The organism is Arenicella chitinivorans, assembly GCF_014651515.1.
GTDB classification, from domain to species: Bacteria; Pseudomonadota; Gammaproteobacteria; order Arenicellales; family Arenicellaceae; genus Arenicella; species Arenicella chitinivorans.
Genome location: NZ_BMXA01000004.1, coordinates 193,717 through 208,458, shown reverse-complemented (window position 1 = coordinate 208,458; position 14,742 = coordinate 193,717). Strand labels below are relative to the sequence as shown.

Annotated in this window: 16 protein-coding genes; 13 read left to right on the top strand and 3 right to left on the bottom strand. The window is 49.5% G+C overall.

The window, feature by feature from the left end; genetic code table 11:
* Positions 1-12 precede the first annotated feature (12 nt).
* The 7 genes from mnmE (at position 13) to IE055_RS12670 (ending at position 7,072) form a co-directional block, all read left to right on the top strand.
* Positions 13-1,338, top strand: coding sequence for a tRNA uridine-5-carboxymethylaminomethyl(34) synthesis GTPase MnmE (gene mnmE, locus IE055_RS12700; RefSeq protein WP_189401757.1), 1,326 nt, complete (start codon positions 13-15; stop codon positions 1,336-1,338).
* An 84-nt stretch (positions 1,339-1,422) separates the two neighbouring features.
* Positions 1,423-2,091 (top strand): hypothetical protein, encoded by a 669-nt coding sequence (locus tag IE055_RS12695; RefSeq protein WP_189401754.1) that lies wholly within the window; start codon positions 1,423-1,425, stop codon positions 2,089-2,091.
* Positions 2,092-2,306: 215 nt separating this feature from the next.
* On the top strand, positions 2,307-3,452 hold the full coding sequence (locus IE055_RS12690; RefSeq protein ID WP_189401752.1) for a hypothetical protein: 1,146 nt from the start codon (positions 2,307-2,309) through the stop codon (positions 3,450-3,452).
* Between the two features lie 138 nt (positions 3,453-3,590).
* The gene (locus IE055_RS12685) at positions 3,591-4,625 is read left to right on the top strand and encodes a hypothetical protein (RefSeq protein ID WP_189401749.1); all 1,035 of its coding nucleotides are present in this window, start codon (positions 3,591-3,593) and stop codon (positions 4,623-4,625) included.
* 49 nt (positions 4,626-4,674) lie between these two features.
* A complete protein-coding gene (locus IE055_RS12680; RefSeq protein ID WP_189401746.1) occupies positions 4,675-5,019 on the top strand; it encodes a cupin domain-containing protein in 345 nt (114 codons plus the stop codon).
* A 29-nt stretch (positions 5,020-5,048) separates the two neighbouring features.
* Positions 5,049-5,963, top strand: a complete 915-nt coding sequence (locus tag IE055_RS12675) for an esterase/lipase family protein (RefSeq protein WP_189401744.1) — start codon at positions 5,049-5,051, stop codon at positions 5,961-5,963.
* 149 nt (positions 5,964-6,112) lie between these two features.
* Positions 6,113-7,072 carry a lipase secretion chaperone gene (locus tag IE055_RS12670; protein WP_189401742.1) on the top strand — a complete coding sequence of 320 codons (960 nt, stop codon included), beginning with the start codon at positions 6,113-6,115 and terminating at the stop codon, positions 7,070-7,072.
* On the opposite strand, the gene IE055_RS12665 is transcribed toward IE055_RS12670, so the two are convergent.
* A complete protein-coding gene (locus IE055_RS12665; RefSeq protein ID WP_189401740.1) occupies positions 7,069-7,893 on the bottom strand; it encodes a polysaccharide deacetylase family protein in 825 nt (274 codons plus the stop codon). The genes IE055_RS12670 and IE055_RS12665 overlap by 4 nt on opposite strands.
* 125 nt (positions 7,894-8,018) lie before the next feature.
* Here IE055_RS12665 and mnmG point away from each other — a divergent pair, with 125 nt between their 5' ends.
* The 5 genes from mnmG to IE055_RS12640 all read left to right on the top strand — a co-directional run bounded on the left by mnmG (position 8,019) and on the right by IE055_RS12640 (position 12,833).
* On the top strand, positions 8,019-9,899 hold the full coding sequence (mnmG, locus tag IE055_RS12660; protein WP_189401738.1) for a tRNA uridine-5-carboxymethylaminomethyl(34) synthesis enzyme MnmG: 1,881 nt from the start codon (positions 8,019-8,021) through the stop codon (positions 9,897-9,899).
* Between the two features lie 153 nt (positions 9,900-10,052).
* A complete protein-coding gene (rsmG, locus tag IE055_RS12655; RefSeq protein ID WP_189401736.1) occupies positions 10,053-10,712 on the top strand; it encodes a 16S rRNA (guanine(527)-N(7))-methyltransferase RsmG in 660 nt (219 codons plus the stop codon).
* A gap of 6 nt (positions 10,713-10,718) precedes the next feature.
* Positions 10,719-11,507 carry a ParA family protein gene (locus IE055_RS12650; RefSeq protein ID WP_189401734.1) on the top strand — a complete coding sequence of 263 codons (789 nt, stop codon included), beginning with the start codon at positions 10,719-10,721 and terminating at the stop codon, positions 11,505-11,507.
* Between the two features lie 2 nt (positions 11,508-11,509).
* Positions 11,510-12,376 carry a ParB/RepB/Spo0J family partition protein gene (locus IE055_RS12645; protein ID WP_189401732.1) on the top strand — a complete coding sequence of 289 codons (867 nt, stop codon included), beginning with the start codon at positions 11,510-11,512 and terminating at the stop codon, positions 12,374-12,376.
* A 13-nt stretch (positions 12,377-12,389) separates the two neighbouring features.
* Positions 12,390-12,833 (top strand): hypothetical protein, encoded by a 444-nt coding sequence (locus IE055_RS12640; RefSeq protein ID WP_189401730.1) that lies wholly within the window; start codon positions 12,390-12,392, stop codon positions 12,831-12,833.
* Here the strand turns inward: IE055_RS12640 and IE055_RS12635 are convergent.
* Positions 12,805-13,512 (bottom strand): M50 family metallopeptidase, encoded by a 708-nt coding sequence (locus IE055_RS12635; protein ID WP_189401728.1) that lies wholly within the window; start codon positions 13,510-13,512, stop codon positions 12,805-12,807. The genes IE055_RS12640 and IE055_RS12635 overlap by 29 nt on opposite strands.
* A 206-nt stretch (positions 13,513-13,718) precedes the next feature.
* Positions 13,719-14,228, bottom strand: coding sequence for a DUF2938 domain-containing protein (locus IE055_RS12630; RefSeq protein WP_229794279.1), 510 nt, complete (start codon positions 14,226-14,228; stop codon positions 13,719-13,721).
* A gap of 76 nt (positions 14,229-14,304) precedes the next feature.
* On the opposite strand from IE055_RS12630, the gene IE055_RS12625 reads away from it, so the two are divergent.
* The gene (locus IE055_RS12625; RefSeq protein ID WP_189401726.1) at positions 14,305-14,718 is read left to right on the top strand and encodes a helix-turn-helix domain-containing protein; all 414 of its coding nucleotides are present in this window, start codon (positions 14,305-14,307) and stop codon (positions 14,716-14,718) included.
* Positions 14,719-14,742: the final 24 nt, after the last annotated feature.

The following is a 14,742-nucleotide window of genomic DNA, read 5'->3' as shown; positions in this document are numbered from 1 at the left end:
GCGAGTGTTTGCTTGGCTACCACTGATACGATAGCAGCAATCGCCACGCCACCTGGCCGCGGTGGCGTGGGCGTGATACGGATCTCCGGCCCAGACGCACTCGAGATTGGTGAACGGCTTTGCGACAAAAAGCTCATCGCGCGCAAAGCTATTTACGCGGAGTTCAAAGATGAAACTCAAGCAACACTCGACAGCGGCATAGCGCTCTTTTTTGCCGGGCCCAAATCGTTTACTGGCGAAAACGTTGTTGAAATTCAAGGACATGGTGGCCCGGTTGTACAGGATTTATTGCTGGCCACGATTATTCGACTCGGTGCTCGTCAAGCGAAACCAGGAGAATTCTCGGAGCGCGCTTTCCATAATGACAAACTCGATCTAGCGCAAGCCGAGGCCATCGCTGACCTGATTGATAGCAGCACTGCTGAAGCGGCCAAGGGTGCGATGCGGTCATTGCAAGGCGAGTTTTCTGCCAAAGTCCACGCGTTATTAGAACGTCTAGTTCATCTAAGAATGTATGTGGAAGCGGCCATTGACTTCCCTGATGAAGAAATTGATTTTTTGGCGGATGCAAAGGTCCAATCAGCGATTGAAGCATTGCAAACTGATTTGCGCACAACTTTGTATCAAGCTGGGCAAGGCGCAGTACTTCGTAATGGCTTACGTCTAGTGATAGCCGGCAAACCGAATGCTGGTAAATCGAGCCTATTGAATGCGTTATCAGGTCACGATGCGGCGATTGTTACGGATATCCCAGGCACCACACGAGATGTGATTCGAGAGACCATTAGTATTGATGGCTTGCCGGTGCATATTATTGATACGGCCGGGTTGCGCGAGAGCGAAGACCAAGTTGAACAAATTGGTGTACAACGAGCACATCAGGCAATCGATGAGGCCGATCACGTACTATTGGTGGTAGATGCCCAGGATGTCTCAAATAATATAGTGGCGATATCACACGCGAGTCAGTCGACGGTGATAAACAAAATCGATTTGTTACCCGATCCACTGTCGATAAAAAATGGTGTGGATAGTGTCTATGTTTCCGCTAAAACTGGTGCGGGTATTGATGAACTAAAAGCACACATTAAAGAGCTGGCTGGTTTTAGTCAGGGTGGAGAAACGCTGTACACAGCGCGTCGTCGTCATATTACCGCCCTTGAACAAGCGCAAGCTGCTGTGGATCGCGGGTTGGAACAACTGCGCGTTTACCGCGCAGGTGAACTACTTGCTGATGAGTTACTGCAAGCACAGAACGCATTAAACAGTATCACCGGAGAATTTACTGCAGATGATCTGCTCGGTGAGATTTTCGCTGGATTTTGTATTGGTAAGTAAGCGCCATGACCGATGCCCATTGAGTCTGGATTACCAATTCAACACGATCCGCTGGTAAACCAAAGGCTTGAGTAAACTGCGACAATGCAGCAACAAGCCACCAGTCTGTTTTTCACTCGATCACCTAACCTTGCGTGGTGCGTGCTGGCAGCGCTAGCGTGTCATGGTTTGATCTTTTTCTCGCTGGAGATACAGAGCAGTGGGCGAGCGAGCCCAAAAACGCCATTGTCGGTCACCCTATATCAAGAGCCCAAACCTCAGATAGTAGAAGAAGTTGTTAAGCCTGAACCTCTCTCTCAGGAGGTTATGCCCGAACAAGTAAGCCCGACTCCAGTACCGGAACAGTCAGCCGATGCGCGTGTGTCCCCGGCCGATGTGATTACTGCCAAAGCGACGGAAAACCAAGAATCAAGGGTATCGCTCAGTGCCGTAAGACAATTTATTGAAACGGATTCACACCTACACGGAGATCAGAACCCAAACGCCGTGGCCCGTTTTTCAAATACATTCGAGACGGAATTCGAAAAAGATGATTCCCCGAAACAACTAACCCGCGATATGTTACCAAATGATACGGGAGTTTTTATGGCCACTATTGACGGTCAACGGCGATGCGGCGCTAAAATTATCCCAATGCTGTCGTCGGGAGGGTTAGGCGATAACCAGGACGTTTCAATTCTACATAAATCGTGTGAACCTAAGCAGACGTTTGACTTGCGTCTAAATAAGCCGCGTAATCCATCGATGCAGTAAAATTGGTGATATAACTAAAAATAATACTAGATATTCCTTTCTACTGGACATTTGGTCTGGTTTTAACCTATCCATTTGGTAATAATAGCGTCGTTCTAAGGGGAATGTCGTTGTGCCCTACTCGCTTGTTGTTTTTGCTAACTATTACCAACGAAGGTAGATGAAGAGAGTGCTCCTACAACTTTCTGTATTACAACCTGTAGTGGATCAACGCCATGTCTAAATGGCGTTGGGGGCTTATCGCGCTGGGGTTAGTCAGTATCGTTGGCGTCTTACTGTGGTCGTATTTTTTTAACCAAGATACGGTAACTCTTGACCAGCAGGCCGAGACCAAGCCTGCGCCGCCTAAACCGATACAACCTGCTTTTCACGTTATGGCTAAGCAGCCAAAGCAACCCGTTGATGACAGTGCGATTTTGCAAGATCCATATCAGGATGAAGCGATTAAGGCACAGATGCTGCAAGTGGCGGATCTGTATGAAGAGGCGAGTCAATATCCACACTATTCGCAACCCATAAGGAACCCCGAGTCGGTGCAGCAGCCCGCACCATTTAAAGAGACTGAAGTGGATCTCCCGTATCCGTTAGACGGCTTGGCAGAACCGATCCGCCTAGCTGCCGCAGTTGAACGTTATCAATATTTCAAGGGAGACACGATCAATGTTCGACTAATGGTATCGGGCGCGCCGAGTGACACCTATATTGAAGCAACCGCCACGCTGGCTAATCAACAGAGTCCAACGCCATTTACTACCAAAATGGCGCCAACCGATGAGCGTCTTAACAGCTTTGTAGCGGCGTTTGAAACAAATGTGATCCCACCCGGCGTGTTAACCACGGAGCTGATGGTCCAAATAGAAGTCGAAATCGGCGGCGATAAACTATTTACTACCGTACCGTTGCGCTACGCCGAAGCGTCGGCAACCATGGTTGGCATCGCTTACGTGCGGCCTGAAGCAGAAAACCTATTGATTGCCTTGCAATACGCTGTCTTCAGTCCAGGCTATTACTTTGTATCAGCTATTTTAGAGGATGCCCAAACAGGTCAACCATTGATACAACTCCAAGGTGAAGGTCGTATGCCACAAGGCAATGGCATATTGATACTTAAAGCACATTCTCATGCCTTGAAGGCGATGGGCTCAGAGGGACCATATGTGGTGCGCAGTATCAAAACGTATCGAGGGGCAGAGAGCGGAGAACAGTTCGATGTCCCTGCTAACCAGGTGCAACCTCAGTTTCAAATTCAAGGTTTCCCTTTCAGTGAATATGACGATGTAGCGTATCAAGATGAACTGGCTGCTGAGCGTCTGGAATTTTTACGTAATCTTGGCGTTGGTCGAGAAGAAAATGAAGATTAACAAGCGGAGGTTATGTAAATGAGGTAGTACCGGAACAGTTGTGATGTTGGTTCCAAAATAAGAATGAAGCTCGTCAAAACGCCCTAGAGCGTGACGTATCAAAATCAACAAAGCAGTACGATCACCAGAGGAAAAATCATGAAAACCAGAGTGCTTATCCTACTCGCGGCGCTGTGTTTCAGTGTCGGAGCACAAGCCAAACTTAATGGTAAGAATGTCGTGTTAGTACACGGCTTCCAACCAGCGGATTTAGCCGACCGGCCGGATGCCAATCAGCAGCAAATTAATGGCAGTAATTACTGGCAGGATTATTGGCGTTCACGTGCGGAAAAGACGCTATATTGGCCATCAACTGGTCGAATTTCGGGACAAATAAAAGACACAGTTCGAACGCAAATCAAAAGCTTGGAAGCCAGTCGTACTTGTGCCGCCGGCTGCGTGTTTGTTACGCACTCCACCGGAGACTTGGTACTGCGTGATGCGCTCACCCGATTGGGGCAATGGGGCGTTAACCCGGCTGATTTCAAAGTGATCGCGGTATTGGACTTTGCTGGTGCAGGTGGAGGAACTGAGTTGGCCGACGTGGCGGTGAATGTCGCGAACGGCAGTGGCATTATTAATGCGGTGCAGAAAGCCGCAGTTGAACTGTTTATGGGTTTCACGCCAACGCCGTCTACGATCGGTGTATTGCATGACCTAAGACCGGCGGCGGCCCGCAATATCGCGCGCAGCAACAATGCCGTGCCGCGTTTACGCTTTGTTGGGGAAGGAACGGAATACCTAGGTGCCACCAAAGCATTTATTAAAGGCAGCGATGACAGTGTCGTGCCAATGCACAGTGCGTGTGGGGCGAGTAGCAATTCGTCTTATGATTCTTGCAGTCGTTCAGTCCGGGTGAATGGTCAAGTGCGTTCAGCGAATGGCCCCAGCTCACTGTTTTATAACCATTACGCGGTATTGATGGGCGAGAGTACCGCCCACAGCGAAGCAATCACTAACGCGCGAAGTGGTGACTTTACGACGGTGACAAACAACACCACCAAAGGTCTAAACATAGATTTCGCGACTAAAACTGGCAAAACGTGGTGGAGCTGGTGGTACAACGTGCGCGTGGTAAAAAACGGTAGCAATAAGAGTATGTCAGCCAATGTCTACGACACACTGAACAACTAAACCACAATGGCGCCTTGAGTCTCTCAGGGCGCCATCCTGCGTAGTTTGTATGCGTCCCAGCGAATACTATTTTAAAGAAGGCTGTTATATCGAAGAGTGGCACAACTCACCAAACGATGCTGCTATGTCCGTGGCACGAGTGCGTGTTGAGCCACATCAAAGCACACGACTCCACAGTTTGTGTGATACCGAAGAGCGCTATGTGCTCTTGCAGGGTGTCGCTGACGTCACAGTGGGGCCGAGAACTTGGCGTGTTGCGGAAGGAGATGTCGTGGTGATCCCAAATGGAACGCCGCAACGCATAAAAAATCTAGAGAACACTGACCTGCTTTTTTTGGCGATCTGCACGCCACGATTCGACGTACACAACTATCAGGACTTACAGGATGAATGAATTCTGAAAAACAAGTTTTGGAGTAACTCATGAAAAAAATAATAAGAAACTGCTTACTGGTGGCGCTGTGTTGCATTGCCAGTAATGCGTTCGCCGCAGGATACACACAGACCAAATACCCAATCGTGCTGGTGCACGGTCTATCAGGCTTTGATAGTGTTGGTGGTCTAATTGGCTATTTCCACACGGTTCCTTACAACTTGCGTCGTTCTGGCGCCAAGGTGTATGTGCCATCGGTATCCGCATTTAACTCGTCGGAAGAACGAGGTCAGCAACTGGCGAACTATCTGAACAGTTTACCTGAAGGTAAATTTAATTTGGTCGGTCACAGTCAGGGCGCGCCGACGTCGCGTGTAGCCGCTGCGTTGGTACCCCATCGCGTAGCGTCAGTAACCTCTGTTAATGGGGTAAACCGAGGTTCTAAAGTCGCGGACGTACTACTTGGAATTGTCCCTGAAGGTGTGTCACGTTCGGTCGTCGGCAGTATTTTGGATGCGTTCGGCGGTGTGATCAATCTGGTCTCAGGCGCGAATAACGAACAGGACTCGATTGCTAGTGCCATGACATTGAGCACCAACGGTTCATTGGCGCTGAACCAGGTGTTAGATGAAAAAGGCATCGACCCAAACTGCCAGTCGATGAATGAAAATGTGAATATCAATGGTCACAATATAAAGATGTTTTCTTGGAGTGGTGACGGAGCTTACACCAATATCTTTGATCTCAGTGACCCATTCTTGGCGACCACAGGTTTGGCGTTCGGCTGGGAGAAAAATGACGGCTTAGTCAGTGTCTGTTCAGCCCGCCTCGGCTCGGTGATTAGCACCAGTTACAGCTTGAATCATTTAGATGCGATAAACCATCTTTTTGGTATTCGTGGTTGGACAAACCCCGTGTCACTGTATCGCGCGCATGCAAATCGTCTTCGTAATAAAGGCGTTTAAACCCTCCTTAATAAAAAGCTGAAGAATGAGCAGTGATTAACAAGCAAACTCGATTTATAACAGCAACAGCGCTAGTTTGTGCGTTGTTGCTATTATTTTATTCAAACCTCAAGCCACCCGTCACGGTAAATACGGATTTACAACAGACCGTGCGAGCACCTTTGATTCAGACCTCGATGCCAATCCGGCAAATCGTTGAAAATCCGCTACGCAACCCGGTTTACTCTGAGGTGCATTTTTCAACCCCGAATGAACACGATCAGGTACCGATATCCGAATCATTACGCGGAACGAACATTGATGGCGCGCTGCAAGCGGACAAAAACGGTGAATTGATCTTGTCGATAGGTGTGCGGGACTTTTTCGACTACTTTCTAAGTACGGCCGACGAGGTTGGCATCGAAGCCGCCGTGGACGAAATAATTCGCTACGCCAGCGGTTATCTCCCTGCCCCAGCGAATCAACAGGCATTAGATCTCTTGCGCGACTACCTAGAATACAAACGTTTTGAGTACGCGATACAGCAAGTGCCGATCAATGGGGAATCCCTGACCGATAAAGCGACCTTGTCGCTATTGCGCGAAAGTTATCAGCAGTTGAGGCAGGCGCGCGCGCAGCGGTTTTCATCCGCCGCAAATCAAGCCCTCTTTGGGCTCGAGGACACATACGCAGAATTTACGCTTAGTAGCTTGGAACTGGGTGCAATACCGGATCTGACTGACGTCGAAAAAACTCAGCGGGTCGAATCCCTGATCGCGAGTTTACCGCCCGAACTCGCCAACGAGGTCCGCCAAGAACGTGCACAAGCACAATTAGAACGAGTCCGCCGTCAACACATCAACTCCGACATCGACGATAGTCAATTGCATCAGCAATTGGTCGAACAGGGGTATACTCAATCGCAGGCCGACCACGTTATTCGCAGTCGTCAGCAACAGCAGGAATTTAATCGTCGATACCAACAATACCAGCAAGCCAGATCGTTACTTGATCAGAATGCTGCAAACTATGGGGCAGAAGTGGCTGGTCTTCGCCAGCGTAGCTTTGTAACACCCGAGGAAGCTACCCAAGCGGCATTACGCGACCTTGGTCAGGCGCGACCAAACTAGTTTCGATTGCGCACCGGCTTGGTGCCGGAATAAAGGTGGTTAGCAATCGCGCGCAAGGTATCGACCCAGATAACTGCTTCATTGTCTTTCAAGTAATCGAGTAACTGTTGATGTGCATCGTTGCTGACCGATAAATAGTCCCCGCCAACCCCATGAAAAGTGATACTGCCAAAACCTCCGACTGACACAACCTGCTGAACATACGCAATTAATTGTTCACCGGTTAACGTTTCAGCTGGCAGCGATGGCAAGCGGTATCGGCGGGCCTCGAGATCGGTGAACCCTGTCCCACCAAGCCGAGCCGCTATGAATAATGGTTGTATGGCATCGGCGAAATCACCGTCTCTGGTTTTCGTATCGCCGCAAGGAAAAGCAAACGTCCGTTGTTCCAAACCATCCACGCTGTGGAGAATTTCATTGCTCAGGCGTAGCTCACGAATGACACGTTCAACGCTGTATTGCGTTAGATCGCTTGATTGTGAAACCCAATCCCGTTCTGGAAACACGCTTGGCCCTAGACAAGGGTGAACCAACGAGTGGTTACCAAGTTCATGACCGACATCGGCAGCGGTTTTCCAGCGCGGTATATGGCGCATAAAGAACGGAGATTCAATCGTCAGATAAAAGGTACCACGCAAACCGGCTGCGTCCAATGCCGGTAGCACATGGTCTAAATGCGTCTTCAAAGCGTCGTCATAGGTGAGAGCGAGCGCCGCCTTTTTGTTATCTGGCCAAACCAGCGACTTGACTTGAGCGAGTGCCGACTGACTGCTCAAGTAACCAAGTAGAGCTAGGCTGAGTTGAATCAAAAAACGTTGCATGGCGTGACTCCGTGAGCTTAACTAGATGAGTTTACTGCAATGACAACCTGGCAGCAAAAGGATAGAATCTGCTTAATATTTAATCGGAGGTTTCTCGGCAACGAAAAGTTGTTTGAGCGCAGTACATGTTTCACTCAGAATCTTTTGACGTCATCGTCGTTGGTGGTGGTCATGCGGGCACCGAAGCGGCACTCGCGGCTGCGCGGACTGGTGCACGCACACTCCTGCTTACGCACAATATCGAGACCATTGGCCAAATGTCGTGTAATCCTGCGATTGGTGGGATTGGCAAAGGTCATATCGTCAAAGAAGTGGATGCGATGGGTGGCGTCATGGCCGAAGCGGCTGATAAGGGTGGTATCCAGTTTCGCACACTCAATGCACGGAAAGGCCCCGCCGTTCGGGCCACGCGTGCGCAGGCAGACCGTGTTCTGTACAAAGCCGCGGTGCGAGAAGTGGTTGAAAATCAGCCAAACTTATCGTTATTTCAACAGTCTTGTGATGATCTGATTGTAGAGAATGACCGCGTCACTGGTGTGGTGACACAGATGGGATTAAAGTTCCGCGCCAAAACCGTGGTGCTTACCACTGGAACCTTTTTAGGCGGTATTATTCATATTGGTTTGCAGAACTATCAAGGCGGCCGTGCAGGCGATCCACCATCCAACGCCCTATCGAGGCGCTTGCGCGAGATGCCGTTTACCGTGGACCGACTTAAAACCGGTACGCCCGCGCGTCTAGACGCGCGCACCATCGATTTCTCGGTAATGGAAGCACAGCCAGGCGATACGCCAACACCGGTGTTTTCGTTCTTGGGTAATACTGATCAGCACCCAAAACAAGTTAATTGTTATATCACCTATACCAATGCCAATACGCACGACATTATTCGTGGTGGATTGGACCGTTCGCCCATGTACAGTGGCGTGATCGAGGGCGTGGGGCCGCGTTATTGTCCCTCTATTGAAGACAAAATTATGCGGTTCGCCGACAAAGACTCGCATCAAATCTTTGTTGAGCCTGAGGGGCTCAAGACGCATGAAGTGTACCCAAACGGTATCTCAACGTCCCTGCCCTACGACGTGCAATTTGATTTTATTCGTTCGATCAAAGGTTTTGAAAACGCGCAAATCGTGCGTCCAGGTTATGCGATTGAGTACGACTTTTTTGATCCACGTGGCCTCAAACCAACGTTGGAGACCAAATACATTGAGGGCTTGTATTTTGCCGGTCAGATAAATGGAACCACGGGCTATGAAGAAGCCGCTGGTCAAGGCTTGTTGGCTGGGCTGAATGCGGCACGCCAATCGCGAGACCAAGAAGGCTGGTATCCGACTCGTGACCAAGCCTATATTGGTGTTTTAGTTGATGACCTAATTACTATGGGTACTAAAGAGCCGTATCGAATGTTTACCTCGCGCGCAGAATACCGGTTACTGTTACGCGAAGACAATGCCGATCTTCGACTGACCGAGGTTGCGCGCGAGCTAGGTCTGGTGACGGATGCGCGCTGGGCGGCGTTTAGTCGTAAGCGTGAATCGATCGAATTAGAGCAACAGCGCTTAAAGTCAACTTGGCTGCGACCCGGATCGGTATCCGATGAGTTGGCGCAACAAGTGGTTGGTAATGTACTCAAAAAAGAAGCGAATTTAATGGAATTGCTGCGCCGACCAGAAGTGAGCTACGCAACATTGATGACACTGCCTGGTGCCGGCGAACCGGTTACCGACCCGTTAGTGGCAGAACAACTGGAGATCCAGGCCAAATACCACGGTTATATCGAACGGCAGCAGGCAGAAATCGAAAAACACCGAGGCAACGAGTCGACTGCGTTAAGTCCAGATATGGACTACACCAATGTTAAAGGCTTATCGAACGAAGTCGCGCAGAAGCTAAATGCGCACAAACCGGCTACGATTGGTCAGGCATCGCGAATCTCTGGCATTACGCCAGCGGCAATTTCATTATTATTGGTCTATCTGAAAAAGCACGGTCGGGCAGCCTAAGTCCGCATTCTTTACGTACCACAACTAGTGGTGAAAATATGGGGTTTGAGCCTGTTATCGTTTTTCGGTTTTGGAACCATTCCCGGTTCGCCTATAATCAGCGGCCATGTTTCGTTATTTGGGGCGAGTTACTCGCTGGGTAGACAAACCGACATGAATGATTTGAACACCAATACTGAGCTCCGAGAGCACTTGATAACCCGCCTTAAAGCGGGTTTGGATACCTTGGACATCTCCTACGGCGACGAGGCGATCGAGAAATTGATTACCTTTATGTCACTGCTGGCCGAGTGGAACAAGACGCATAACCTCACCGCAGTGGATGATTTGGAGGAAATGCTCAGTGTGCATATTTTTGACTGCGCAAGCATTCGACCTTATATCAAGGGCGCTTCCTTACTGGATGTCGGTAGCGGTGCGGGTCTGCCGGGGATGATTCTGGCGATTCTGTCACCTGCCCTGTCGGTCACATCGGTGGAAACCCGGAATAAGAAAGCACAGTTTCAGATGTACGCCGCCAATCAGTTACAACTGGAAAACTTCAAAGTCGAAAATGTGCGAATAGAAGACTTTAAACCGAAGGAAAAGTTCGGTGTCATCACTTGCCGCGCATTTTCAAGTATCGAGAATTTTGTAACTGGGTCGCGTCAAGCCATCGCCCCGAACGGTTGTTGGTTGGCCATGAAAGGCGTGGTTCCAAAAGAAGAGTTAAAAGTTTTAAAGAAGCTGAATCTAAAATTTGATACCTTTGCACTTAAAGTACCGGAACTGGACGCGCAGCGAAATTTAATCGTCATCAGCGCGCCGAAATAGGCAAACATGGCAAAAGTAATCTCAGTCACCAATCAAAAAGGTGGCGTAGGCAAAACCACCACCAGTATCAATCTGTCTGCAGCGTTAGTGAAACGCGGTAAACGCATTCTGTTGCTGGATATGGACCCGCAAGGGAATGCTAGCGTTGGCCTTGGGGTCAATACTGACGAGCTAGAGCATACGATCTATGACGTACTGCTGGGCGAAGCCACAGCTGAACAGGCGATTGTCGAAACCGAGAGTGGGGTCGATGTTATGACCGCTAATGGGGATCTGGCTGGAGCTCAAGTAGAACTGTTGAACGAAATTGGGCGTGAACTTCGCCTCAAAAAGGCACTTGAGCCGATCACTCAAGCTTACGATTATATTTTTATCGATTGCCCGCCAGCCTTGAACGTGCTGACCATCAATGCCCTGGTTGCTTCGCATTCAGTTATGATTCCGATGCAATGTGAGTATTTTGCCCTAGAAGGTTTGAGTGCGTTAATCTCTACCATCCGTGCAATTCGAGAAACCTTAAACTCCAATCTCAAGATTGAGGGGCTGCTGCGCACGATGTACGACAAACGCAACAGCCTGTCCGGTGAGGTCAGCCGACAGCTGGAAACGCATTTCGGGAATAAAGTCTACGACACTGTGGTGCCACGAAATGTTCGTCTGGCCGAGGCACCCAGTTATGGAGAGCCTGCAATCAGTTACGCACCGCATTCAAAGGGAGCGCGTGCATACATTCTTCTGGCCGACGAAATGTTAAAAATTGCGTCGGCTAAAACAGCACAGACAGCCACTGCTTAAAAATGACAACTAAGAAAAAACGTTTAGGTCGAGGTCTGGACGCGCTGTTAGGCAGCACCGATCCTGAATCCAGCAATGAATCCAGCCCCAACGGCGAAATTAAACAACCCAGTACGTTGCCAATCGAGCAACTACAGCCCGGCCAGTATCAGCCACGTACACGCATGGACCAAGAGTCGTTGCAAGAGCTGGCATCGTCGATTAAGTCGCAAGGCATTATTCAACCTATTTTGGTCCGACCCGTTGGCGACAGAAAATACGAAATAATAGCGGGTGAACGACGCTGGCGCGCTGCGCAACTGGCGCAACTCGAGGACGTGCCGGTATTGGTGCGTAATATTCCAGATGAGGCCACACTGGCGGTGGCTTTGATTGAGAATATTCAGCGCGAGAACTTGAACCCAGTCGAAGAGGCGTTGGGTTTAAAACGCTTGATGGATGAATTCGAGCTGACTCATGAGGAGATGGCACGGAGCGTCGGTCGTTCTCGAGCAGCGGTTACTAACCTATTACGTTTGTTGACGTTGAGTCACGGTGCCAAGCAACTTCTCGAGCACGGAAAAATAGAGATGGGTCACGCACGTGCACTGTTGGGTTTACCGGTCGAGCATCAAGACTTCGCTGCGGCGGAAGTCTATTCCAAACGTTTGTCGGTACGTCAAACCGAAGCCTTGGTTCGATCTTACGCCAACCCGAAAAAGAAAAAGCCTAAAAGTAATAAAAACGCCGATATACTGAGTCTGGAAGAAGAGCTGGCGGAAAAGCTCGGTACTAGGGTGTCACTGGAAGACAAAAACGGCAAAGGTAAACTCGTCATCGAGTATAAGAACCTCGATGTATTGGACGGTATTCTGGCTCACATAAAGTAAGCCAGTGAGTGGCGTGAAGAGCAAACTGTTACCACGCACTCACCTTGCAACCGGTCTGGTTTTGATTGGTCTATTTATGCTGACTGGCCAGTACATGCGCCATCAGTTACAGTTATCAGACCAACCCTTTGACGCACAACGGATGATGTACCGTGCGTCTCATATATATTTGTTGCTGGTTGGTATCGCAAATACTGTGATAGGGTGTTACTGGCAGTCGTATCGATCGCGTTGGGGTCGCACAACACAGCTAATGAGTTCGGTCATGTTTTTGTCGGCGCCGATCATTTTTTCGGTCGCGTTTATCGTTGAACCAGCTTCGGTGTCTCAGGATCGACCTTTCACCTGGCTGGGCTGTGTCATGCTGTTGGCCGCTACCGGTTTGTTATTGGCGTCCCGCGTCATCGACAACCGGCTAGCAATTAAGCTTAGCGAAAATAAGTCGCGCGCAAACTAAACCAAAAGATACTCAACGCTGAGATCGCTATCAGTATTCCGTACAACAGCGGTGGGCCCACTAACGCGTCGGCAATGGCAGCGGTGTCTGAGTGGCGGATCGAACCGTCCACCTTGGCACTGGAAGACATTAGGTATCCTAGGGTTCGAGTCAGGGTATCCACCAGCATATGCACACCAATAAACTGGATCAGAAACTGATGCAAACCCGGCCGACGAAGTCGCGCTAATGCCAGAAACCCAACTCCAAGACCACCAATAACCGTCAAGCCGAATAGGCTGCGAATCCACAAGATACAACTGAATAGCATTACGATGCTAAGCGCAAGAAACACGCGCGAAGACCGTTTGGTTGATCGGCCGGCCCAAATCAATACTCCGCCAAAAAGTGAGGGTGCCAATAAACCACCGGCGGCAGCCAATGCGCGTGACAGGCCATTATTGGGAAGTCTTAACTTAGCCAGACCAGAAGCATCGGCGTATAAATGCATGCTAACAAACTCTCCACCAACGACGATGGCGGTTAAGCCATGCCCCAGTTCATGTATGAACGTGGTTAAAATGATGAAAGGCCATTGAGCCAAGCGTCCAAAACTCGACCAAGAGAGCAAGTAAAAGACTAGGCCAGCCAAAAGTAGCACTGCAATAGCTTTCTGCCGATGTGAAAGTGAAATTGCCATATTGAATGTAACTCGCCACGTCTGCGTATTGACTAAGCATGACACACCCTTAGTCGTGTTTCAGCATTCAGCCAACTTTGGACATCTTCTGCGCTATATTTTGGCTCTTGGTTAAGCGAACTAACACGAAATGCGTGGGCAAGTATTAATCACGTGCACTGCCAACGTATTTACGGTTACAGAATACATCTCACTGGCTGACGAACTCATATCAGCGCGTGGTAGACCTCGGCGCTAACAAACAGCCCGAACCCAAAGGCGAGGTGCGTCGACAGTGACACTAATCGAGCGCGAAGTGGATTTGGACTCTTAGCTGATGCAACACCAACGCCAAAACTTGGTTGCAGTACGAAAAACGGAAAGCTAACCGTCACTAAGCCAAACACTGTCGCTGGAATGACTTTAGGTTCCAACATCCACTGGGGGTCGATAATGGCAAGAAAACATGCCGCAAAAATAATACCGATTAGGTAGTGCGCTAGCCATCCCAGTGGAACTTCGCCGGCTACTTTGGGGCTGCGCGTGATGGTGTCGTGTTTGATGGTGAAACGCGTTAAATGTCCAAGCCAGCGACCAACTAGCGCATAGTCCAGGGTCTTGATGCGCCAAGCGCGGCGTAGCACTTGCGCCCATGAATCGATCATTAGAGTGGCGCCGATGCCGATAAAGATCGATTGGCTGCAGAAAAGCATAAATGTTGGTTGGTGGTCAGACATAGATATGTTCCTTAGAAAATTGAATTGGCGTTATGCTATGTCTTCAAGTTAACTTTAGGTCAAGCACTGAACTTACATGATAGATATTGCTGACGTAGTAAAAGCGAGCGGCTTACCGCCGTCTGCGTTGCGTTACTATGAAGAAAAGGGATTGATTCGTTCAATAGGACGCAATGGCTTGCGGCGGCTCTATGCGCAATCGGTGCTGCAACAATTGCAATTTATTGCTTTGGGTAAAGCCGCGGGGTTTTCATTAGATGAAATCAAAGCCATGTACACACGCGATGGAAACTATTCTGTCGATCGTCGGCTTTTGCAAACCAAAGCGAACGAGATCGATGGGATGATCAAACGGTTGGAAGCGGTGCGTGATGGCCTGCGCCATGCCGCTGAGTGTCCAGCACCAAGCCATCAAGCATGTGATAAGTTTCAACGCTTACTCGCTCATGCGACCCGATTGCAACAGCGGGATCGCACTCGTCAATCCTGACCAGGCGGTTGCATCGTGACCGCA